Origin of the sequence: Mycobacterium sp. E3198, assembly GCF_001667015.1 — a bacterium.
Lineage (GTDB): Bacteria > Actinomycetota > Actinomycetes > Mycobacteriales > Mycobacteriaceae > Mycobacterium.
The window spans coordinates 1-21,572 of the sequence record NZ_LZIS01000107.1; the positions used below are offsets into that span (position 1 = coordinate 1).

Annotated in this window: 20 protein-coding genes; 5 read left to right on the plus strand and 15 right to left on the minus strand. The window is 70.6% G+C overall.

The annotated features are described in order from the left end of the window. Positions 1-260, minus strand: a 260-nt coding sequence (locus tag A5673_RS11990) for a zinc-ribbon domain-containing protein (RefSeq protein WP_197518312.1), incomplete at its 3' end; no start/stop codon positions are given. A 105-nt stretch (positions 261-365) separates the two neighbouring features. Here A5673_RS11990 and A5673_RS11995 point away from each other — a divergent pair. Continuing rightward, positions 366-3,548 (plus strand): adenylate/guanylate cyclase domain-containing protein, encoded by a 3,183-nt coding sequence (locus A5673_RS11995; RefSeq protein ID WP_082958690.1) that lies wholly within the window; start codon positions 366-368, stop codon positions 3,546-3,548. Here the strand turns inward: A5673_RS11995 and A5673_RS12000 are convergent, their stop codons facing one another. The 6 genes from A5673_RS12000 to carD all read right to left on the minus strand — a co-directional run bounded on the left by A5673_RS12000 (position 3,549) and on the right by carD (position 8,708). Continuing rightward, positions 3,549-4,535 carry a glycerophosphodiester phosphodiesterase gene (locus tag A5673_RS12000; RefSeq protein WP_068231849.1) on the minus strand — a complete coding sequence of 329 codons (987 nt, stop codon included), beginning with the start codon at positions 4,533-4,535 and terminating at the stop codon, positions 3,549-3,551. A gap of 125 nt (positions 4,536-4,660) precedes the next feature. After that, entirely contained in the window at positions 4,661-5,590 is a 930-nt protein-coding gene (rlmB, locus tag A5673_RS12005) for a 23S rRNA (guanosine(2251)-2'-O)-methyltransferase RlmB (protein ID WP_068231852.1), read from the minus strand. Next, on the minus strand, positions 5,591-6,997 hold the full coding sequence (gene cysS / locus A5673_RS12010; RefSeq protein WP_068231857.1) for a cysteine--tRNA ligase: 1,407 nt from the start codon (positions 6,995-6,997) through the stop codon (positions 5,591-5,593). 41 nt (positions 6,998-7,038) lie between these two features. Then, entirely contained in the window at positions 7,039-7,518 is a 480-nt protein-coding gene (gene ispF / locus A5673_RS12015) for a 2-C-methyl-D-erythritol 2,4-cyclodiphosphate synthase (protein WP_068231860.1), read from the minus strand. Continuing rightward, positions 7,515-8,201, minus strand: coding sequence for a 2-C-methyl-D-erythritol 4-phosphate cytidylyltransferase (gene ispD, locus A5673_RS12020; protein WP_068231863.1), 687 nt, complete (start codon positions 8,199-8,201; stop codon positions 7,515-7,517). Before ispD ends, ispF begins: the two co-directional genes overlap by 4 nt. 18 nt (positions 8,202-8,219) lie before the next feature. Further along, a complete protein-coding gene (carD, locus tag A5673_RS12025) occupies positions 8,220-8,708 on the minus strand; it encodes an RNA polymerase-binding transcription factor CarD (RefSeq protein ID WP_003419482.1) in 489 nt (162 codons plus the stop codon). Between the two features lie 301 nt (positions 8,709-9,009). On the opposite strand from carD, the gene A5673_RS12030 reads away from it, so the two are divergent. The 3 genes from A5673_RS12030 (at position 9,010) to disA (ending at position 12,103) form a co-directional block, all read left to right on the plus strand. Next, positions 9,010-9,528, plus strand: coding sequence for a hypothetical protein (locus tag A5673_RS12030; RefSeq protein WP_068231866.1), 519 nt, complete (start codon positions 9,010-9,012; stop codon positions 9,526-9,528). 71 nt (positions 9,529-9,599) lie between these two features. Beyond that, positions 9,600-11,033, plus strand: coding sequence for a DNA repair protein RadA (gene radA / locus A5673_RS12035; protein ID WP_068231871.1), 1,434 nt, complete (start codon positions 9,600-9,602; stop codon positions 11,031-11,033). Then, the gene (disA, locus tag A5673_RS12040) at positions 11,030-12,103 is read left to right on the plus strand and encodes a DNA integrity scanning diadenylate cyclase DisA (RefSeq protein WP_068231873.1); all 1,074 of its coding nucleotides are present in this window, start codon (positions 11,030-11,032) and stop codon (positions 12,101-12,103) included. The genes radA and disA overlap by 4 nt, the downstream gene beginning before the upstream one ends. A gap of 6 nt (positions 12,104-12,109) precedes the next feature. Here disA and A5673_RS12045 read toward each other — a convergent pair whose 3' ends face one another. Next, on the minus strand, positions 12,110-12,925 hold the full coding sequence (locus A5673_RS12045; RefSeq protein WP_156748129.1) for a hypothetical protein: 816 nt from the start codon (positions 12,923-12,925) through the stop codon (positions 12,110-12,112). 105 nt (positions 12,926-13,030) lie between these two features. After that, the gene (locus tag A5673_RS12050; protein ID WP_068231883.1) at positions 13,031-13,648 is read right to left on the minus strand and encodes a carbonic anhydrase; all 618 of its coding nucleotides are present in this window, start codon (positions 13,646-13,648) and stop codon (positions 13,031-13,033) included. On the opposite strand from A5673_RS12050, the gene A5673_RS12055 reads away from it, so the two are divergent. Further along, positions 13,647-14,546, plus strand: a complete 900-nt coding sequence (locus tag A5673_RS12055; RefSeq protein WP_068231885.1) for an A/G-specific adenine glycosylase — start codon at positions 13,647-13,649, stop codon at positions 14,544-14,546. The genes A5673_RS12050 and A5673_RS12055 overlap by 2 nt on opposite strands. A gap of 10 nt (positions 14,547-14,556) precedes the next feature. Here the strand turns inward: A5673_RS12055 and A5673_RS12060 are convergent, their stop codons facing one another. Genes A5673_RS12060 through A5673_RS12085 form a run of 6 tightly spaced genes read right to left on the minus strand, consistent with a single transcriptional unit; the run spans position 14,557 to position 21,571 of the window. Further along, positions 14,557-16,035: an NADH-quinone oxidoreductase subunit C gene (locus tag A5673_RS12060; protein ID WP_068231888.1), complete on the minus strand. Its 1,479-nt coding sequence runs from the start codon at positions 16,033-16,035 to the stop codon at positions 14,557-14,559. Next, positions 16,032-17,501 carry a proton-conducting transporter membrane subunit gene (locus tag A5673_RS12065; RefSeq protein WP_068231891.1) on the minus strand — a complete coding sequence of 490 codons (1,470 nt, stop codon included), beginning with the start codon at positions 17,499-17,501 and terminating at the stop codon, positions 16,032-16,034. The genes A5673_RS12060 and A5673_RS12065 overlap by 4 nt, the downstream gene beginning before the upstream one ends. Further along, positions 17,501-18,163: a hypothetical protein gene (locus A5673_RS12070; protein ID WP_068231894.1), complete on the minus strand. Its 663-nt coding sequence runs from the start codon at positions 18,161-18,163 to the stop codon at positions 17,501-17,503. Before A5673_RS12070 ends, A5673_RS12065 begins: the two co-directional genes overlap by 1 nt. Then, positions 18,160-19,110 (minus strand): respiratory chain complex I subunit 1 family protein, encoded by a 951-nt coding sequence (locus A5673_RS12075; RefSeq protein WP_068231927.1) that lies wholly within the window; start codon positions 19,108-19,110, stop codon positions 18,160-18,162. Before A5673_RS12075 ends, A5673_RS12070 begins: the two co-directional genes overlap by 4 nt. Before the next feature lie 5 nt (positions 19,111-19,115). Then, positions 19,116-21,077, minus strand: a complete 1,962-nt coding sequence (locus tag A5673_RS12080; protein ID WP_068231930.1) for a proton-conducting transporter membrane subunit — start codon at positions 21,075-21,077, stop codon at positions 19,116-19,118. A gap of 14 nt (positions 21,078-21,091) precedes the next feature. Next, positions 21,092-21,571, minus strand: coding sequence for an NADH-quinone oxidoreductase subunit B family protein (locus A5673_RS12085; RefSeq protein WP_068231897.1), 480 nt, complete (start codon positions 21,569-21,571; stop codon positions 21,092-21,094). Position 21,572: the final 1 nt, after the last annotated feature.

Genomic DNA, 21,572 nt, shown 5'->3' on the forward strand with positions numbered 1-21,572 from the left:
CCGGTGAACTTGTCCACCGTGCCGCCATAGCGCCGCACGACCGCCCCCGCGACCGTGACCAGCTCGGTCATGATCTCGCGCAACCGCTCCGGGCCCACCGCCGCGGCGATGTCCATCGAATGCACGACGTCGGCAAACAACACGGTGACCTGCTTGTATTCCGCCCGGGTGGGCGACACTGAAGATCCGCACTCGTCGCAGAATTTCGCGGTCGGGCGCAGCTCCGCGTCACACCTCGCGCAGGTCACCGCGGCCGTCATCGGCCAAGGATAGGGCAATCGGAACCCGGTTTTGCGGATAAGTGTCGCCGGGCGGCGGCATGGGTGATTATGGGGGGAAATTTTGACGGTGCAGGAGATCGGTGGATGGTTAGCCCGGGCAGCGAGGCCACCGGCCGGTGTGGGCTGTGCGGCAACGACCTGCGGCCCAAGGCCCGTTTCTGCGATGCCTGCGGCTCGCCCGTCACACCCAGAACGGCCAGCGGCGAACACAAACAAGTGACGGTCCTGTTCGCCGACGTCGTCGGCTCGATGAAGCTGGCGGCTGCGCTCGATGCGGAACGCCTTCAAGAGATCATGAACGAGATGTTCAACCGTGCGGCCGCGGTGGTGCAGCGCTATCACGGAACGGTGGACAAGTTCACCGGTGACGGGATCATGGCGGTGTTCGGGGCCCCGGTGGCGCTGGAGGATCACGCGGTCCGAGCGTGCCTGGCGGCGTTGGGCGTTCAGGAGGAAGCCGCTCGCCTCGCAGACACGATCGAACGCCGCGACGCTATCGACCTCCACCTGCGCATCGGGCTGAACTCCGGACAAGTGATCGCCGGTGAGATCGGCTCCGCCGCTTTCGGTTACACCGCCATCGGGGAGCAGGTCGGGATGGCACAGCGGATGGAGTCCGTCGCGCCACCGGGCGGGGTGATCGTCAGCGAGTCGACGGCTCGCCTCGTGGCAGGCGCAGTGGTTCTCGGCGAGTCCGAGCTGGTGCGCATCAAGGGCGCCGAGCGCGCGGTGCCGGCGCGGCGGCTGCTCGGCGCTACCGGCCACCGGACCGGTGTCTCGTATTCCACGTTGGTGGGCCGCGAGTGGGAGTTGACCACAGTGACTGCGATGCTGGATCGCTCGATGGCGGGCCGCGGGTGTGTGGTCGGGGTGGTCGGCCCCCCTGGTATCGGCAAGACACGGCTGACCACCGAAGCCATCGAGCTTGCGAAAAGCCATGGTGTTGAGGTGTTTTCGACCTTCTGCGAATCGCACGCCATAGACGTCCCGTTCTATGCGGTGGCGCGCCTGCTGCGTGCGACCGGCCGGCTGAGTGGTCTGGACGATCGGTCCGCGCGTGCGCAGGTGCGCACCCAATTTCCCGACGCCGATCCGCAGGACCTGCTGCTGCTCGACGACCTGATGGGCATCGCGGACTCCGAGGTCGAGTTGCCCAGGATCGACCCCGACGCCCGGCGGCGCCGGTTGACCGCGCTGATCAACGCGGCGCAGCTGGCCCGCGCCGAACCCGCGGTGTTCGTCGTGGAGGACGCTCACTGGATCGACGAGGTCAGCGAATCCATGATCAGCGACTTTCTAGCGGTGATCCCACAAACCCCGTCGCTGGTGCTGATCACTTATCGCCCCGAGTATCACGGAACGCTGGCGCAAGCCGCCGGGGCGCAGACCATCGCCCTGACCCCGCTGAGCGATGCCGAAACCTCGACGCTTCTCTGCGAGCTGCTAGGCCCCGATCCGTCGGTCGCCCAGCTCGCCAAGACGATCGCCGGACGCGCCGCAGGCAATCCGTTCTTTGCCGAGGAGATCACCCGCGACCTCATCGAACGGGGCGTGCTGCTCGGCGAGCGCGGTGGCTATGCCTGCCGCACCGACGTGGCCGAGGTCAGCGTGCCGCCCACACTGCAAGCGACCATCGCCGCCCGCATCGACCGGCTCAGCCCCGCGGCCAAACACACGCTGGCCGCCGCCGCCGTCGTCGGCTCGCGCTTCAATCGCGAGCTGTTGACCGACCTGGGCGTCGACCCGGTCCTCGACGAGCTGGTCGCCGCGCAACTCATCGACCAAGTGCGGTTCACGCCGCACGCCGAGTACGCGTTTCGCCACGCGCTGATCCGCGCGGTGGCCTACGAATCGCAACTGAAGGCCGATCGCGCCAGGCTGCACCGGGGGCTGGCGACGGCGATCGAGGCCCGCGAGCCGGAATCAGCCGACCAGAATGCCGCGCTGGTCGCCGAACATCTAGAAGCCGCCGGCGACCTGCACGCCGCCTACGGCTGGCACATGCGCGCGGCAACCTGGGCGACCAACCGCGACATCAACGCCGCGCGACTAAGCTGGGAGCGCGCCCAAGCGATCGCGGACGCCCTACCCGCCGACGACCCCAACCGGAACGCCAGGCGCATCGCGCCTCTAACCATGCTCTGCGGGACCGGATTTCGAGTCCACGCGAACATTGCGGCCACCCGATTCGAGGAACTACGCGAACTGTGCGCCGCAGCCGACGACAAGCGATCGCTGGCCATAGCCATGGCGGGACTGGTGGCCGATCACGCGTATCAGGGCCGAGTACGAGAGGCGTCACAGCTGGCAACCGAAGCCTGGTCGCTGGTCGAATCGCTCGGCGATCCGGCCCTGACGGTCGGTCTTTCCTTCGCGCCGATCTACTCCAAGATGGAGAGCGCCGATTGGACTGACATGCTGCGATTGTCGCAACGGGTGATCGACCTGGCCGACGGCGACCCGGCCAAAGGTAACTTCATTTTCGGCTCCCCGCTGGCCCTGGCGCTCACTACGCGGGCCGTCGGTCGGTATTGCATGGGCCGCCCCGGATGGCGCGACGACATGCGAGACGGCATCGCGATGGCCCGCAACAGCGACGCCCTGACCTACGCCGGAGCGGTCACCTACTCCTATGGCACGGGAATACCGACCGGAGCGCTGCGGCCCGACGATCTCGCAATTCGCGAGGTCGAGGACGCCCTGCGGAAAGCCGAACGATCTGGCGACGATTTTGCGCTGGCCCATACGCAGGTGACACTGGGCGCTGCGCTGGTGCACCGCCCAACGGCGGAGGAACGCGCCCGCGGAGAGCACCTCCTCACGGACGTCAGGGAGGTTTTCCTGCGCGACCAGCACCACATCGCCGATTTGCCGCTCGTCCAGGCGTATTTGGCACGCGAGCAGGCTCGGCGCGGAGACCTCGACGGCGCGATACCACTCATTCGCGCGGCAATCGACCAGCTGGCCGGCGCGGGACAGCTGCTCGGCTGGGGCGTGGTCGTGACAGGTGTTCTGGTCGAGACACTGTTGCACCGCGGCGCCGACGATGACGTGACGGAAGCCGACGCGGCGATCCAGCGGTTGGCGGCAGCGCCGACCTACTACGTCTTCGTCCTGCGCGACATCCTCCTGTTGCGACTCCGCGCCCTGCTGGCCCGGGCTCGCGGCGACAACGCGACCTACGCGGATTTCACAGCTCGCTACCGCGACATGGCGCAAACGCTTGGCTTCGAAGCACATATCGACCTCGCCGACGCCATGCCGTAGCTAAGCCCGGTGGTAGGCCGGGGGCAGCGGCACCCCCAGGCCGGCCAGCACCCCACGCAGCCGCGTCGGGAAGTCGCTGATGAGGCCGTCGACGCCGTAACCGATCTGTGTGCGCATGGCGCCGGCGTCGTCGACGGTCCACGGAATCACCCTGAGCCCCAACGCGTGCGCGCGATCGACGTAGGCCTTGCCGGTGACCAGCGCGTAGTCGGGCGACACCACGTTGGCGCCCACCAGCAGTGCGCCGATCATCGCGTCGCCGACGAGGTCGGGGTTGATGCCGGCCAGCCACGGTGAGCCCGGCGCCCACGTCTGTTCGTCGTAGAGGGCCACCAAGGGAATGGACGGCTCCGCCCGGCGCACCATGGGCAGGGTTCGCCAGTCGAAGCTCTGAATGTCCACGCGGTCGACCTTGCCCGCCGCCCTGACCGCCGCCAGGATCACGTCGACGAACTCTTGCGGCCCGGCCGAGGCGCCCGGCTTGTCGGCCTCGACCTTCGTCTCGATGTTGAAGCGCACCCCGGCGTGATAGGCGTCGGTGAGCGCGAACACCTCGGGCAGCGTCGCTATCTTGTTGCCGCGCACCACTTCGGCGTCGGGGAACTCGGCGAGGCGCTTGCCGCAGTCGAGCGTGCGGATCTGGACGAGCGTGAGGTCGTGCACGGGCTTGCCGACGTAGGGATACGCCGGGTCACCGGCGAACGCGGGCGCCGTGTCGGCGCACTTCGCCGCGTCGATCGTCGGGTCGTGCCACACCACGGGCTGGGCGTCCTTGGTGATGCCGATGTCGAGTTCGAGTGTGCTGACGCCCAATTCGAGCGACTTGGCGAACGCCCGCAGGGATTCCTCGGTGGTTTCGCCGCGTCCGCCGCGGTGGGCCTGCAGGTCGAACTCGCCCGGTTGCGCCGATGCCGGCGCCGCCACCAGCACCGCCAGGGCTAGCAGCGCTCCCAAGATCCGCGACCAGACGCTCGATACTGCGCCCAAACCCCGCCGCAGTGCCGAGCGTGAAGCTGCTGCGAGATTTTGCGCTGATCTTCGCGGTGGCTTCACACTCGGTGTTAGATCTACCACGGAACGCAGTTCCCCTGGCGGTGGCTCGGCCAACGAGGTTAATGCCTGCGCTGAAGGGCGATTTCGGCGAGCACCACCCCGGCGGCCACCGAGGCGTTCAGCGATTCGGTGCGATTCGCCATCGGAATCGACACCACTTCGTCGCAGGTCTGCCGTACCAACCGCGACAGGCCCTTGCCCTCCGAGCCGACGACCACCACCAGCGGGTCGGTGCCGTCCAGGTCGTCGACGGCGGTGTCGCCGCCGGCGTCCAGGCCGACGACCCGCAAGCCGGCGTCGGCCCAACCCTTCAGCGCCCTGGTCAGATTGGTGGCCCGCGCCACCGGGACCCGCGCCGCGGCGCCGGCACTGGTGCGCCAGGCCACCGCCGTGACGGAGGCCGAGCGCCGCTGCGGGATGAGCACGCCGTGGCCGCCGAACGCCGCGACCGAACGCACGATCGCGCCGAGGTTGCGGGGATCGGAGATGTTGTCCAACGCGACCAGCAGCGCCGGTGGCGAATCGGTGGCGGCCGCCAGCAGGTCGTCGGGGTGGGCGTAGTTGTACGGCGGCACCTGCAGGGCGATGCCCTGGTGCAGGTGGTTGGTGGTCATCCGGTCCAGGTCGGCGCGCGGCACCTCCAGGATGGCAATGCCCAAATCCGCTGCGCGGGACACCGATTCGGTGAGTCGCTCGTCCGCCTCGGTGCCCAGGGCGACATACAGCGCGGTCGCCGGGACGCCGGCGCGCAGGCACTCCAGCACCGGGTTGCGGCCCAGCACCGTTTCGGTCTCGTCGGTGCGCTTGGCGGGCCGGCGCGACTGCGACTGGGCCCGCTTGGCGGCCGGGTGGTGGGGGCGCAGGTGCGCCGGCGGGGTGGGCCCACGGCCCTCCAGCCCGCGGCGGCGCTGGCCCCCGGAGCCGACGACCGGGCCCTTCTTGGTGCCGGCTTTGCGTACCGCCCCGCGGCGCCGCGAGTTACCGGCCATCTACTTGCCGTCACCGCCCAAGGTCCATTGCGGCCCGTCGGCGGTGTCGGTGACCTCGATGCCGGCGTTCTTGAGCCGATCGCGGATCTCGTCGGCGAGTGCCCAATTGCGTTGCTGGCGCGCCTTTTCCCGGTTCTCGATCTCGGCGTGCACCAGCACGTCGACGGCGGCCAGCGCGGCCGACGTCTCGTCGCGGGATTCCCAGCGTTCGTCGAGGGGGTCGCAGCCGAGGATGCCCATCATCGCGCGGATCGCGCCGGCGTGCTTCAGCGCGCCCTCGTGGTCGCCGGACTCCAGCGCCCGGTTCCCCTCCGCGCGGACGTGGTGAATTTCGGCCAGCGCGGCCGGGACGGCCAGGTCGTCGTCGAGCGCCTCGGCGAACTTCGGCGTCCACTCCCCCGGTTCGACGGCGCCGACCCGGCTGCGCACGCGGTGCAGGAACTCCTCCACCCCCACATAGGCCTTGACCGCGTCCTGCAGGGCCGTTTCGGAGAATTCCAGCATCGACCGGTAATGGGCGCTGCCCAGGTAGTAGCGCAGTTCGGCCGGGCGCACGCGCTGCAGCATCGCCGGTATCGCCAGCACGTTGCCCAGCGACTTGCTCATCTTCTCGCCGCCCATGGTCACCCAGCCGTTGTGTAGCCAGTAGCGGGCGAAGCCGTCGCCGGCGGCGCGGCTCTGCGCGATCTCGTTCTCGTGGTGCGGGAAGACCAGGTCCATTCCGCCGCAATGGATGTCGAATTCCGGACCCAGGTAGGTGCGGGCCATCGCCGAGCATTCCAGGTGCCAACCCGGGCGTCCGCGGCCCCACGGCGACGGCCACGACGGCTCGCCGGGCTTTTCGCCCTTCCACAGCGTGAAGTCGCGCTGGTCGCGCTTGCCGGTCGCCGCGCCCTCGCCCTGATGGACGTCGTCGATCTTGTGCCCGGACAGTTGGCCGTACTCCGGGTAGCTGAGCACGTCGAAGTAGACGTCGCCGGCCGACGCGTACGCGTGGCCGGTTTCGATCAGGCGTTCCATCAACTCGACCATCTGGGTGATGTGCCCGGTGGCGCGCGGCTCGGCGGACGGCGGCAGGACGTCCAGGGCGTCGTAGGCGGCGGAAAACGCGCGCTCGTAGGTGGCCGCCCACTCCCACCACGGCCGGCCGGCCGCGGCGGCCTTGGCCAGGATCTTGTCCTCGATATCGGTCACGTTGCGGATGAACGCGACGTCGTAACCGCGGGCGATCAACCAGCGGCGCAGGATGTCGAAGGCCACCCCACTGCGGACGTGCCCGATGTGCGGCAGCCCCTGGACCGTGGCGCCGCACAGGTAGATGGATACGTGCCCGTCGCGCAGCGGAACGAAATCACGCACGGCACCGGCTGCCGTGTCGTGTAGCCGCAGGCGGGGGCGATCGGTCACGACGTGCCAGCTTACCTGCCCAATTACCGCGAGCCGCGACGCTAGCCGGTGGGGAACACCAGCGCCGTGGCGACGGCGGCCAATCCCTCGCCCCGCCCGGTCAGGCCCAGGCCGTCGGTGGTCGTCGCGGACACCGACACCGGCGCCCCCAGCAGTTCGGACAGCACCCGCTGCGCCTCGGCGCGGCGCGGGCCCACCTTCGGCCGGTTGCCGATCACCTGGACGGCCGCGTTGCCGACGCGGTACCCCTGCCCCGAAACCAGACCGGCGACGTGGCGCAGCATGTCGGCGCCGCTGACGCCCGCCCAGCGGGGGTCGTCGACCCCGAACACGGCGCCGATGTCGCCCAACCCGGTCGCCGACAGCAGCGCGTCGCACAGCGCGTGCGCCCCCACGTCACCGTCGGAGTGGCCGGCGCAGCCGTCGGCGCCCTCGAACAGCAGCCCGAGCAGCCAGCACGGGCGCCCGGGTTCGATCGGGTGCACGTCGGTGCCCAGCCCGATCCGCGGCAGCTCGCTCACCGGCGCACGATCGCTGCGGCCAGCACCAGGTCGAGCTGGGTGGTGATCTTGAACGCCAGCGGGTCGCCGTCGACCGCCTGCACCTGGCCGCCGACGTGCTCGACGAGCGACGCGTCGTCGGTGAAATCGGCGGTGCCGGCCCGTTCGTAGGCGCGCAGCAGCAGGCCGGTGGCGAAGCCTTGCGGCGTCTGCACCGCCCGCAGGCCCGCCCGCTCGGGCGTGCCCAGCACCACCCCGTTGGCATCCACGGCCTTGATGGTGTCAGACAGGGGCAGCGCGGGCACGACGGCGCGGTGGCCCGACCGCAGGGCGTCGACCACCCGCACGATCAGCGCGGCCGGGGTGAGCGCCCGGGCTGCATCGTGGACGAGCACGAACTCGGAGTCGCCGGGCAGGGCGCACAAAGCGAGACGGACCGAATCGATGCGGCCGGCCCCGCCGGCCACGACGGTGGCTTGGCCGCCGATCAGTCGCTTGGCCTGATCGATGCGGTCGGCGGGGACGGCCGCCACCACCTGGTCAACGACCCCGGAGCCCAGCAGGCCTGCGACGGCGCGTTCGAGCAGGGTGTGGCCGTCGAGCTCACAGAATGCTTTCGGAACACCGGCCTGCAGCCGTTCCCCCGACCCGGCGGCCGGGACCACTGCGACAACTTTGCCAGAAGCGCCGGTCTCCCCGACCACCAAAGAGCCTCAGGGCCTTCAGGAAGCGGCGGCCAGAACCTCGTCGAGGATGGTCTCCGCCTTGGCGTCGTCGGTGCTCTCGGCCAGCGCCAACTCACCGACAAGAATCTGGCGGGCCTTGGCCAGCATGCGCTTCTCACCCGCGGACAGGCCGCGCTCCTGGTCACGGCGCCACAGGTCGCGCACTACCTCGGCCACCTTGTTCACATCGCCGGAGGCGAGCTTTTCCAGGTTGGCCTTGTAACGGCGGGACCAGTTCGTCGGCTCTTCCGTGTGGGGCGCCCGCAGCACCTGGAACACCTTGTCGAGGCCCTCTTGCCCGACGACATCGCGGACGCCGACGTATTCGGCGTTTTCTGCGGGCACTCGAACGGTCAGGTCTCCCTGCGCAACTTTCAAGACGAGATACTCTTTTTGCTCCCCTTTGATGGTGCGGGTTTCGATCGCCTCGACTAACGCAGCACCGTGGTGTGGGTATACAACGGTGTCGCCGACCTTGAAGATCATCTGATTCGAGCCCCTTTCGTTACTTCAGTCTAACACGGCGGGCCAAGGCTTGCGGAACAACGGTGCAGGTCAGGGGCACATCGCGTGCGGATTAGGGGTTGACAGGCGGAGGAAGACGTGCAAGGGGTCACACTACGCTCGTCGCTGTCGGACCCGATCACGGGCCCCACCCGGCCCCTGCCGCGCTGGTCTGGCGCCCTGCGCTACCGCCGCGAACACGTTCCTACTACTGTGCATAGTTGCAGAGTCGAACCACTGAAATGGTGCGTCGTCAGGGCGCGAGCCGAGCAGGAGGCATTGAGTGAACCGCTTCGCCGTCGTCGGACTGGTCGCCTTGGTCGCCGCCCTGCTCAGCGGTTGCGGGGCGGGCCAGATCTCGCAAATGGCCACCCAGGAGCCCGCCGTCAACGGCAACCGGGTCACCATCAACAACGTCGCGCTGCGCGACATCCGCATGCAGGCCGTGCAGACCGGTGACTTCCTGCAGCCGGGGCGCACGGTCGACCTGGTGGCGGTGGCCGTCAACCAGTCGCCCGACGTCGCGGATCGACTGGTGAGCATCACCAGTGACATCGGCACGGTCACGATCGGCGGCGACGGCCGGCTCCCCGCCGGAGGGATGTTGTTCATCGGCAAGCCCGAAGGCCAGAGCGTGGCCCCCGGTCCGCTCGAGCCCAACAACGCGGTCAAGGCGACCGTCGCCCTGGCCAAGCCGATCAGCAACGGCCTGAACTACAACTTCACCTTCAACTTCGAGAAGGCCGGGCAGGCCAGCGTGATGGTGCCCGTTTCGGCCGGGGTCGGGCCCCAACCCGCCTGAGCGGCCGCTAACCGGGGCTGACCCCGGCCTGTCACACCGGGCTTGTCGCACCCGCCCGATACCGTCATGACGTGGCACATCCGCGCTCGCAATACCGCTGCTCCGAATGCCAGCACGTCACCGCCAAGTGGGTGGGCCGCTGCGGCGAGTGCGGCACCTGGGGCACCGTCGACGAGGTGCCGGTGCTGGCCGCCGTCGGCGGGGGGCGGCGCGCCGGCGCGGCGGCGGCCTCGGCGTCCAGGGCCGTCCCCATCAGCTCGATAGAGGCGCACAGCACGCGGCACCGCTCCACCGGCGTCGGCGAGCTGGACCGGGTGCTCGGCGGCGGGGTGGTCCCGGGCTCGGTCACACTGCTGGCGGGCGATCCCGGCGTGGGCAAGTCGACGCTGTTGCTCAAGGTCGCCCACCGCTGGGCCCAGGCTGGCAGCCGGGCGCTGTACATCTCCGGCGAGGAGTCGGCCGGCCAGATCCGGCTGCGTGCCGACCGCATCAACTGCGGCGGTGACGAGGTGTACCTGGCCGCCGAGTCCGACCTGCACACGGTGCTCGACCACATCGCGACGGTCCGGCCCGCGCTGGTCATCGTCGACTCGGTGCAGACCATGTCCACCACCGAGGCCGACGGCGTCGCCGGCGGGGTCACGCAGGTGCGCGCGGTCACCGCGGCGCTCACGGCCGCCGCGAAGGCCGCCGGCGTCGCGCTGATCCTGGTCGGCCACGTCACCAAGGACGGCGCCATCGCCGGGCCGCGCTCCCTGGAACATCTCGTCGACGTGGTGCTGCACTTCGAGGGCGACCGCAACGGCTCGCTGCGGATGGTCCGCGGGATCAAGAACCGGTTCGGCGCCGCCGACGAGGTCGGCTGTTTCATGCTGCACGACAACGGGATCGAGGACGTCAACGACCCGTCGCACCTTTTCCTGGACCAGCGGCCGGCGCCCGTCGCGGGCACCGCGATCACGGTGGCCCTGGACGGAAAGCGGCCGCTGATCGGCGAGGTGCAGGCGCTGCTGGCGAGCCCGTCGGGCGGTTCGCCGCGCCGCGCCGTCAGCGGCATCGACCATGCCCGCGCCGCGATGATCGCGGCCGTGCTGGAAAAGCACGCCCGGCTCAACATCGCCGTCAACGACGTGTACCTGTCGACCGTGGGCGGCATGCGGTTGACCGATCCGTCGTCCGATCTCGCCGTAGCGATCGCGCTGGCCTCGGCGTACACGAACCTGCCGCTGCCCACGACGGCGGTCATGATCGGCGAGGTGGGGCTCGCGGGTGACCTGCGCCGGGTCATCGGAATCGAGCGGCGGCTCGCCGAGGCCGCGCGCCAGGGGTTCAGCATCGCGCTCATCCCCGACGGCGACGATCCCCGGCGCGAGATAGTGCCGAGCGGCATGCGGGCGCTGCGCGCGCCGACCATCCTCGCGGCCCTGCAACACATGAAAGCCATCGCCGAGCGGCCCGATGGCTGGACGCATAACGCCGTGGGGCCGCACAATGACGAGCTGTGACCCGTCCGACACTGCGTGAGACCGTCGCCCGCCTGGCGCCCGGCACCGGGCTGCGCGACGGCCTGGAGCGCATCCTGCGCGGCCGCACCGGCGCGTTGATCGTGCTGGGCAACGACGAGAACGTCGAGGCCATCTGCGACGGCGGGTTCGCCCTGGACGTCCGGTACGCGCCGACGCGACTGCGCGAGCTGGCCAAGATGGACGGCGCTGTCGTGCTGTCCACCGACGGCAGCCGCATCGTGCGCGCCAACGTGCAGCTGGTTCCGGACCCGTCGATACCCACCGACGAATCGGGAACCCGCCACCGCTCGGCGGAGCGCGCCGCGATCCAGACCGGCTACCCGGTGATCTCGGTCAGCCACTCGATGAACATCGTCACGGTCTACGTGGCCGGCGAGCGCCACGTGGTGGCCGATTCCGCGACCATCCTGTCGCGGGCCAACCAGGCGATCGCCACCCTGGAGCGCTACAAGATGAGGCTCGACGAGGTCAGCAGGCAGCTGTCCCGGGCGGAGATCGAGGACTTCGTCACGCTGCGCGACGTGATGACGGTGGTGCAGCGGCTGGAGCTGGTCCGGCGCATCGGCTTGGCGATCGACTACGACTGCGTCGAGCTCGGCACCGACGGCCGCCAGTTGCGCCTGCAGCTCGAGGAGTTGTTGGGCGGCAACGACATCGCCCGCGAGCTGATCGTGCGCGACTACCACGCCAGTCCCGAGCCACTGTCCGAGGCGCAGGTGACGGCCACGTTGGACGAGCTGGACGCCCTGTCGGACACCGAGTTGCTCGACTTCACTTCGCTGGCAAAGGTTTTCGGATACCCGACGACGGCGGAGGCGCAGGACTCGGCGCTCAGCCCGCGCGGCTACCGCGCGATGGCCGGCATCCCCCGGCTGCAGTTCGCCCACGTGGATCTGTTGGTCCGCACGTTCGGGACGCTGCAGGGCCTGCTCGCGGCCAGCGCCAACGATCTGGAGTCCGTGGACGGCATCGGCGGGATGTGGGCCCGCCACGTGCGCGAGGGGTTGTCACAGTTGGCGGAATCGACCATCGCCGATCCGCTCAGCTGACCGCGCTCAACCCGCGGGAACGGGGCCCGGGGCGGCGCCCGGCGGGGCCTCCGGCGGCGGCGCGAGCGCCGGCTGACCCGGCTGCCCCGGTATCGGGCCCGGCGGCGGCGGCGGCTGATTCATGATGAACGGGACCGGCTGCGAGCGAAGGTTGCCCAGCTGCACGACGAGGTTGTAGGTGCCCGGCCCGATCGCCGGCCGCGGCAGCGGGCAGTGCGGCGCCGACCCCATGCCCGTCCAGGTCACCGCCGTCGTCACCTGCTCGCCCGGCGTGAAGGTCTTGATCAGCGTCTCGTTGGAGGGCGCGCAGTCCAGGTTGGACCACAGCCGCTTGTTGTCCAGCGAGTAGACGTAGGCGGCGAGCGACGCCGCTCCCACGTCGCGCTTGCAGGACACCAGGCCGATGTTGGTGACGACCATGGTGAACTTCGGCTGGTCGCCGATGAAGTACTGGGGCGCGTTGGTCAGGCCCTTCACGCCCAGCGTCGAATCGGGGCAGTCATCGCCCTCCTTCAGCACCGGCGGCGGCTGCACCGCCGCGGTGGGCGTGGGCGACTCGGGGTTTTGCCCCTGCGGTGCGGGCACCGGCGTGACCCCCTCCTGCCCCGGGGGCGGCGCCTGGCTCGGGGGCGCTGCGGGCTTGCTTTGGGCGGAGTTGGGCTTGTCGGCGCTGGCGGGCCTGGCGCCCGTCTTGTTGCCCATGAAGGCAACGACGATGGCGGCCACGACCCCGATCACGACGACCGCGAGGCCCAGGGCCAGGCCCCTGCGCCGCCAATAGATCTCGGTGGGTAGCGGGCCACGCGGTTCCAGATCCAGCACGATCACACCGTAGGCCCAGGTCACGCGGATTTGTTATATCCGCGTCGGCGTGTCGCCCGGTTTGCTGGCCGACCGACGTGTTAGTGGCGGTGGAAAAGGGGGCCGTTATTCGCCGATATCACCGACGTGGTCGACCAACGCGGCGCGCCCGTCGGCGAGGTGGTAGGTCACGCCCGCGATCCCCAGCGTGCCCGCGGACACCCGCTCCGCGATCGCCGAGGAGCGCGCCATGAGCTGCGCCAGCGTCTCCTTGACGTGGCGTTCCTCGAATTCGTCGACGCGGCTCAGGCCGTCGCGCCGGCCCATCAGGATCGACGGCGCGACCCGCTCGACGACGTCGCGCACGAAACCGCCCGGTATCGCGCCGTCATGGATCGCCGCCAGCGCGGCCTTGACGGCGCCGCAGCTGTCGTGGCCGAGGATCACGATGAGCGGCACGTCGAGCACCGTCACCGCGAACTCGATGGAGCCCAGCACCGCCGAGTCGATGACCTGCCCGGCGGTGCGGACCACAAACATGTCGCCCAGGCCCTGGTCGAAGATCAGTTCGGCGGCCACGCGGCTGTCCGAACAGCCGAACACGACCGCGGTGGGCTTCTGGCCCGCGGCCAGGCTGGCCCGGTGGTCGACGCTCTGGCTGGGATGCTGAGGCTGGCCGGCGACGAATCGCTCGTTACCCTCTTTGAGTGCTTTCCATGCGGTTACCGGGCTGGTGTTTGGCATGCCACACATCATGCCGCACAAGCAGATGAACGTCCCCCCGAACGAACTCATCGACTGGTACGACCGGTCGCGCCGCGACTTGCCCTGGCGGGCCCCGGATGTCACCGCGTGGCAGGTCCTGGTCAGCGAGTTCATGTTGCAGCAGACGCCGGTGGCGCGGGTGCTGCCGATCTGGCCGGATTGGGTGCGGCGGTGGCCGACCCCGTCGGCCACCGCCGCGGCCAGCGCCGCCGACGTGCTGCGCGCCTGGGGCAAGCTGGGTTATCCGCGGCGGGCCAAGCGATTGCACGAATGCGCCACCGTGATCGCCCGCGACCACGACGACGTGGTTCCCGACGACGTCGACGTCCTGATGACGCTGCCCGGCGTCGGCAGCTACACCGCCCGAGCGATCGCGTGCTTCGCCTACCGCCGCCCGGTGCCCGTGGTGGACACCAACGTGCGCCGCGTGGTGGCGCGCGCCGTGCACGGCCTGGCCGACGCCGGAGCGCCGTCCGCGGCGCGCGACCACGCCGACGTCTCCGCGCTGCTTCCGGATGGTGAACGGGCGCCGCGATTTTCGATCGCGCTGATGGAACTGGGCGCGATCGTGTGCACGGCGCGGGCCCCGCGGTGCGGGTTGTGCCCGCTCGACGGGTGCGCGTGGCGGGGGGCGGGTTGTCCCCCCGCGCAGGGGCCGGCCCGGCGGGTGCAAACATACGCCGGCACCGACCGTCAGGTCCGCGGGCGGCTGTTGGATGTCTTGCGGGCCAACGATTGCCCGGTCACCCGGGCGGAACTCGACGTCGCGTGGCTGACCGATCCGGCGCAGCGCGACCGCGCGCTGGATTCGCTGCTGGCCGACGGGCTGGTGACCACGACGGTCGACGGCCGGTTCGCGTTGGTGGGCGAGGGGTGACGGGCGTCGATCAGAGATCGTTGCCGGCGTAGGACTGGTTGAAGCTTTTGTTGGCCAGCGGGAAGTCGGGGACGATGGTGTCGGCCATCGCGACGGGCAACGCGGGCCAGTTGAACCACGACGGGTCGACGACCTTCGCGCGCGCGATGCGGTTGGCGGCGTCGATCTCGACGCGGTGAACGATGGTGCCGCGCCATCCCTCGACGATGCCGATCCCGCTACGGGGCGCGTGTAGCGGTGGCAGATCCTCGGTGTATTCGATTGCGCCGGTGTGTGATTCGATTAGGTGGCGGCACAGCTCGGTGGACGCGGCGAATTCGTCGCGCCGCACCGTGTAGCGGGCCAGCACATCGCCCGCGGCGGCACCGATCTCGGTGACGGGAAGGGTGGTGGTCGGGTGTTCGAGCCGCGCGTCGGTGCGAATGCCGCTGGCCCGCGCGACATAGCCCAGGCAGCCGAGGGCCTGCGCGTCCTCGTCGTGCAGCACGGCGGTGCCGGCGAACCTGTCGTACACACCGGAGTTGCGCAGGGTCAGTTCGGCGATCTCGGCGACGTCGGCCGCGATGGACCGCAGCTCGTCGGCGTCGGGCAGCGCCCGCAGCGCGACCGCGCCGGGGCGGATGGCGCCGCGCAGCAGCCGGTGTCCGGTGACAGTCGCGTTGAGCCGCAACAGCTTTTCCCGAACGCGTTGGGCGTGGGCGTTGGCGAGGGAGAACCCGACGTCATTGGCCAGCGCTCCCAGGTCGGCGACGTGGTTGTAGAGCCGTTCGAGTTCGACGAGCAGCGCCCGCAGGCGGTGCGCCGCGTCGGGCAGCTCGATGCCCAGCCCGTCCTCGACCGCCAGGCTGTGCGCGAGCGCGTGCGCGACGGAGGTGTCGCCGCTGACGCGCTCGGCCAGCTCGACGGCGCCCCCGGCCGGCCGGCCTTGGAAAAGCCTTTCCAGGCCGCGGTGTACGAACCACAGCCGGGCCTTGAGCCTCAGCACGCTTTCGCCGGCGACCGAGAAGCGGAAATGGCCGGGCTCGATCAGCCCGGCGTGCACCGGGCCCACCGGGATCTCGTACACCCCGGGCCCCTCGACGGTGACGAACGGGAAAGCACCGACGCGGTCGAAGCGCGGCGCGGCCCCGGCGTCGCCCCGCATGGGATACCACTCCTCGGGCCAATGGGCGTGCCGGACCAGGCGGCGCGCTTTGGGATGCCCGAGGGGCCGGATTCCGTACAGGTCGGCCATCTCGCGCTCGAAGCGGCCGGCCGCGAACGACAGGTAAGCCAGCGAGTGCAGCGCCGGATCGCCCTTGTTCACCAGGCATTCGAGCTCGACGCGGCGATCGGGCCGGCCGGCCAGGAACAGGTAGACGACGCGGAAGGCGTCGTCGTCGTCGTGGGCGGCCACCAGGGCCAGCCGAAAACCCTTGCCCAGCAGCTCTTCCGCCAGCTCGGCGACGTCGTCCTGGGAAAGCCTGTGCCGCAACCAGTTACGGCTCACCGCGGAGCCCCGGCCTCGGTTGCCGCGGTGGTGAACAGGCCGGTCAGTGGGCCGGCCGTGATACCGAGGAACAGCGATGCGGCGACGCCGACGACCAGGGCCGCCGCCACCGTGCGCGGCACGGCGATCTCCGGCGTGCCCGGCCGGCCGTCGCCCAGCAGGATGCGCCCGCAATTGCGCGTCAGCGCGGCGAAGGCGACCACGATCAGCAGCAGCGCCGGCCCCAGCGCCCAGGCCAGCCGGGCATCGGCCAGCGAACGGGCGATGGCCAGCTCGCTGGCGAACATCGCGAACGGGGGCAGCCCGAGCAGCACGACCACGCCGGCGGCCAGTGACACGCCGATCAGGCGGGAGCGCCGCAGCACGGCGCCGATGTCGGCGATCGCCGTGGAGCCGTGCGCGGCCTGCAGTTGTCCGGTCGCCAGGAACAGGACGGTCTTGCCCAAGCCGTGGGCCAGGACATGCAGCAGCAGCGCGGCGATGGCCAGGGTGGTTCCGGCGGCCGCGGCGATCGCGATCAGGCCCATGTTCTCCATCGAGGAGTAGGCGAGCATCCGTTTGATGTCGGGCGTCACCGTCAGCATCAGGGCGGCGACCACCAGCGTCGCCAACCCGATCACCAGCAGCCCCGACCGCATGAACTCCGGCCCGGCCGCCGCGGCGACGATCGGCTTGATGCGCAGCAGCACCGAAAACGCCACCGACAGCAGCACCCCGCTCATCAGCGCCGAAACCGGTGCCGGGGCCTGGCTGTGGGCATCGGCCAGCCAGGTGTGGAACGGAAACAAACCCACCTTCGCGCCGTAGCCGATCAGCAGCAGTCCGCCCGCGAGCCGGGCGATGTCGGGATTGAGCCCACCCGCATGGGCCACGAGCACGTCGAGGTTGAGGGCGGCCGCGGCCGGCGCCCCCGCGTGCTCGGCGGCGTAGTAGAGCAGCACCGTGCCCAGGAACGCGATCGCGATGCCGACCGAGCAGATCACCACGTACTTCCATGTCGCCTCGAGCGCGCCGCGGGTGCGGCGGTGCCCCACCAGAAACGCGGTGATCACCGTGGTGGCCTCGATGGCGATCCAGACGACGCCGATGTTGTTGGCGCACACCGCGACAACCATCGCCGCCACGAAAGCCGCGGTCAGCGCCCCGTATTCGCGGGCGCCCCGTTCATCGGTGTGCCCATGCGCGAGTTCGGCGTTGACGTAGCCGACGCTGGCCCAGGTCGCCAGCGTCGCAACGCTTCCGATGACGATCAGCATCGTGACGGTGAGGGCGTCGACCCGCAGCAGCCCACCCAGCGCGAATTGCGTGCCCGGTCCGGTGAGCAACCCGAGGGCCGCGCCGCACCCGAGCACGCACACCGCCGCGACGACGATCAATGCCGCGGAGGCCCTGCGCCACCCGGCGAACAGGGTGGCCATGGACGCACCGACGGGCGCGAGGATCGCGGCGAGCAGTAGGCCCATCATCAGTCGTGCAACTCCTGCAGCGCGTCCAGGTCCGCGCCCCCGAACGCGCGGGACAGCCGGCCGGTCAGCACGCCGATGACGATGACCGCGAACAGCACGTCCAGCGAGGCGCCGAGCTCGACGATCAGCGGCACCCCGGCGGTGAGCAGGAACGCCGTGGCGGCAATTCCGTTGTCCAGCATGAGGAATCCCGCGGCCTGCGAGACCGCATGACGGCGCGTGACCATCACGAGCAGCGCGATGAGCACCACCGCAGTGGCGGCCGGCACCGCGGTCGTGGTGGCGGCGGGCTGCAGATTCACCAGGGGGCGGGTGGCGGCGAAGGCGGCCAGCGTCAGCCCGGCGGTGATGAGCAGCGAGGTCGCGGTGTTGATCAGCGGGGTGGCTTCGCGGTGACACTGCGGCTCGGCGCTCCTCGCGCGCGCCAGCAGCCGCGGCAATACCGCCGCCCGCAACACCAGCACGGCGGCGCCGACGCCGATCAGCGCGCCGTCGCCGTCGTACACGCCGCGCAGCACGGGGATGGCGGCCAGGGCCACGCCCTGCCAGGCCAGCAGGCGGACGATGGCGGTCAGGTCGCGGCGCCACACGATCAGCACCGCGGCCAGCAGCAGCCCGCCGGCGGCGAGGTCGACGAGCACCGCGAAATTGTTGTACGTCATGCCGGCACCCCGAAGAAGTTGGCCGCGACGACCGCGAGCAGCGCCAGCAGAAACGACCCGGCCAGCAACTCGGGGACCCGGAACAGCCGCAGCTTGGCGACGAACACCTCGACGGTCGCCAACAGCCCCGCCAGCACCGCCACCTTGGCGGCCACCGCCGCGAGGCCGACGACGACGTCCACCGTTCCGGGCCGGTCGCTCGCGATGCCCCAGGGCGCGAACAGGTTTGCCAACAGCGCCAGCAGCACGGTGAGCCGCATGCCGGTCGCCCATTCGACCAGTGCCAGTCGGGGGCCGGCATATTCGAGGACCATCGCCTCGTGGACCATCGTCAACTCGAGATGGGTCGCCGGGTTATCCACCGGCAGGCGCCCGGTCTCCGCCACGATCACGATCACCAGCGCGGTGAACGCCAGCACCGCGGCGAGCGAAACCACCTGCCCGGGGTGCGCGACCGTGTGCGCCACCAGGGCACCGAGATTGGCGGACCCCGCCGGCATCGACACCGCGAAGACCGCCAGCAGGATCGTGGGTTCGACCAGCGCCGCGATGGTGATCTCGCGGCTGGCACCCATGCCGCCGAATGAGGTGCCGGTGTCGATGCCTGCCAGGGTCAGCGCGACCGTGCCCACGAACAGCAGTCCGACGACGGCGAACAGGTCGGCGCTGGCATCCAACGGCGACCCGGTCGCGACCAGCGGCGCGATCGCGGCGATCAGCAACGTCGAGCCGGCGACGACGGCGGGGGCGGCGGCGAACACCACCGTCGTTCCGCGCGGCGTGATCTGTTGCTTGCCAAGCTGTTTGACGATGTCGCGCCACGGCTGCAGGATGCCGCCGCCGACGCGGCCTTCCCAGCGCGCGCGCACCTGCCGGGTCAGGCCGATCACCAGCGGCGCGCCGGCCAGCACGGCGCCGATTTGCACCGCGCCCGCGACGTAGGACAGGACGTTCATCGGGCGACCACCAGCACCGTCAGCACACCGAGCGCGCCGTAGGCCAGATACAGGTGCACGCTGCCGGTGTGGGCGCGCCGGACCAACCGCGCCGCGGCGATGATCGCCTGGACCACCGGCGGATAACAGCGTTCCTCGATCGCATCGCCGATGGTGCTGCGGTAGGTGATCTTGTCGGCCAGATAGCGCGACTCGGCGCTGTGCGTGACTTCGATGTCGGTGTCGGGACGCAGGACGTCGTCGAACACCCGCTGCAGCGGCTCGGCGAAGGATGTCGCCGTGTACTGCATGCGTGCGGTGAGGTCGTCCGCACCGCAGGCCCACAGCGGGGCCGTCACGGTCTCGGGTCGCCGCCGGCGGCGCCATTGGGCGAGCGCCGCCGCGGCCAGCGCGGCCCCGCAGCAGCCGGCGGCGATCACGCCGGGCGCGATCGAGCCCTGCAGTCCCGGCAATCGGACGAACGCGCCGAGGTCGGTGAATTCCACTGCCCTGGCGGCGGGTAGCGCGGCGACGGCCCGGCGCAGCGCGGGCCCGACCGTCGAGGGCGCCACGGCCAGGGTCGCGCAGGCGGCCGCCGCGAGCGCCATGCCGGCCAGCATGCTGCGCGGCGCCTCGACGGCCCGGGCGGCCTGCTCGGAGCGCGGCCGCGCCAGAAAACCGATGCCGAACGCCTTCACCATCGCCGCCACGCCCAGGCCGGTGGTGAGCGCGACCGCCCCCACCGCCAGCGGCGTTGTCAACGCCAACACCGCGACGTGTTGTGGCGCGGTGTGGATCAGCGACTGCACCAGCAGCCACTCGCTGACGAACCCGGCGCCCAGCGGTAGCCCGCACGCGCCGAGCGCGGCCACCCCGAACAGGGTGGTGGTCGCGGGCATCCGGCGGGCCAGGCCGCCCAGCCGGTCGAGGTCACGCAGCCCGGTAGCGCGCAGCACCGACCCGGCGGACAGGAAGCCGAGGCTCTTGAACGCCGCGTGCGCGATCAGGTGCAGCATGGCCGCGGCGGTGGCGATCGTCGCCGGCCGGTGTGCGCCGGTGGCGGCGAACAGGGTGGCGGCCCCGAGGGCCAGTGTGATCAGCCCGAGGTTCTCGGTTGTCGAGTAGGCAAGGAGCCGTTTGAGGTCCGTGGCCACGGAGGCCTGCACCACGCCATACAGCGCCGACACCCCGCCGACGACCATCAAGACCAGGCCCCACCAGCGGGGGCCCGGGCCCAGCAGCTGCAGATCGAAACGGCAGATGCCATAGACGCCGAGGTTCACCATGGCCGCGCTCATCAGCGCCGACACCGGGCTGGGCGCCTCCGGGTGGGCCCGCGGCAGCCAGGCGTGCAGGGGCACCAGCCCGGCCTTGGACCCGAATCCCGCGACCGTCAGCAGGAACACGGCGTTGCAGGCGCCCGGCGATATCCGGTGCAGGTCGGCGAACCGGTTCGCGCCGCCGGCCGCCGACAGCACCACCAGCCCGGCCAGAATCGCGGCGAACCCCAGTTGGGTCATCACCGCGTAGACCAGGGCGGCGGAGCGAACCCGCGGGCGGGTGTGTTCGGCCAGCACCAATACCAGCGACGCGACCGCCATCAACTCCCACGCCAACGCAAAGGTGGTCACCGAACCGGCCGCGGGGACGACGAGCATCGCCGCGACGAACAGTGGCAACACCGCGAGCGTCGCCGCGCCCAGGTGGCCGCGCCGGGCATACCCGATCGTGTAGAGCCCGACGACGAGCGCCACCGCGCCGGTGAGCGCCATGAAGAACCCGCCGAGCGGGTCGAGGGTCAGCTGCACCCCCGACAAGGGAAGCAACCACCCGATGCGGACTTCCCGCACCGCGCCGAACATCCCGATCATGCCGGCCCATACCCCGCCCGCGCCCAGCAGCGACGTCAGCGCCCCGGCCGAAGCGGGTCCGAAATCCTTGTGGGTCAACAGGTTCGGCGCGGGGACGGGGCGAGCCATCAATTCCGTGGTGGTCACCTGCCGGTCACCGATCGCAGCGCCTCGATGATCTGGCCCGGCGTCGGCGGGCAGCCGGGGATTTCCAGATCGACCGGCACCACCTCGGCGACGGCGCCGAGGACGCCATAGGCTTCGGCGAAGACGCCGCGGTTGACGGCGCAGTCGCCGCAGGCGATCACCCGCCGCGGTGCGGGTGTGGCATCGAGCGTGGCGCGCAGCGGGCCGGCCATGTTGTGCGTCACGACCCCGGTGACCAGCAGCGCGTCGGCGTGGCGGGGGGACGCCACCAGTCGCGCGCCGAACCGCTCGGCGTCGTACACCGGCCCGAATGCGCCCGCGATCTCCACCTCGCATCCATTGCAGGAGCCCGCGTCGACGTGCCGGATCTGCAGCGAACCGCGCACACCCGCAACAGGTTTCATCGCCTGCGGCGGTGGTGGTCCCGCGGGTTCGGCTATCCGGCCAACGCCGAAGGCCTTACGAATCCAACCCATG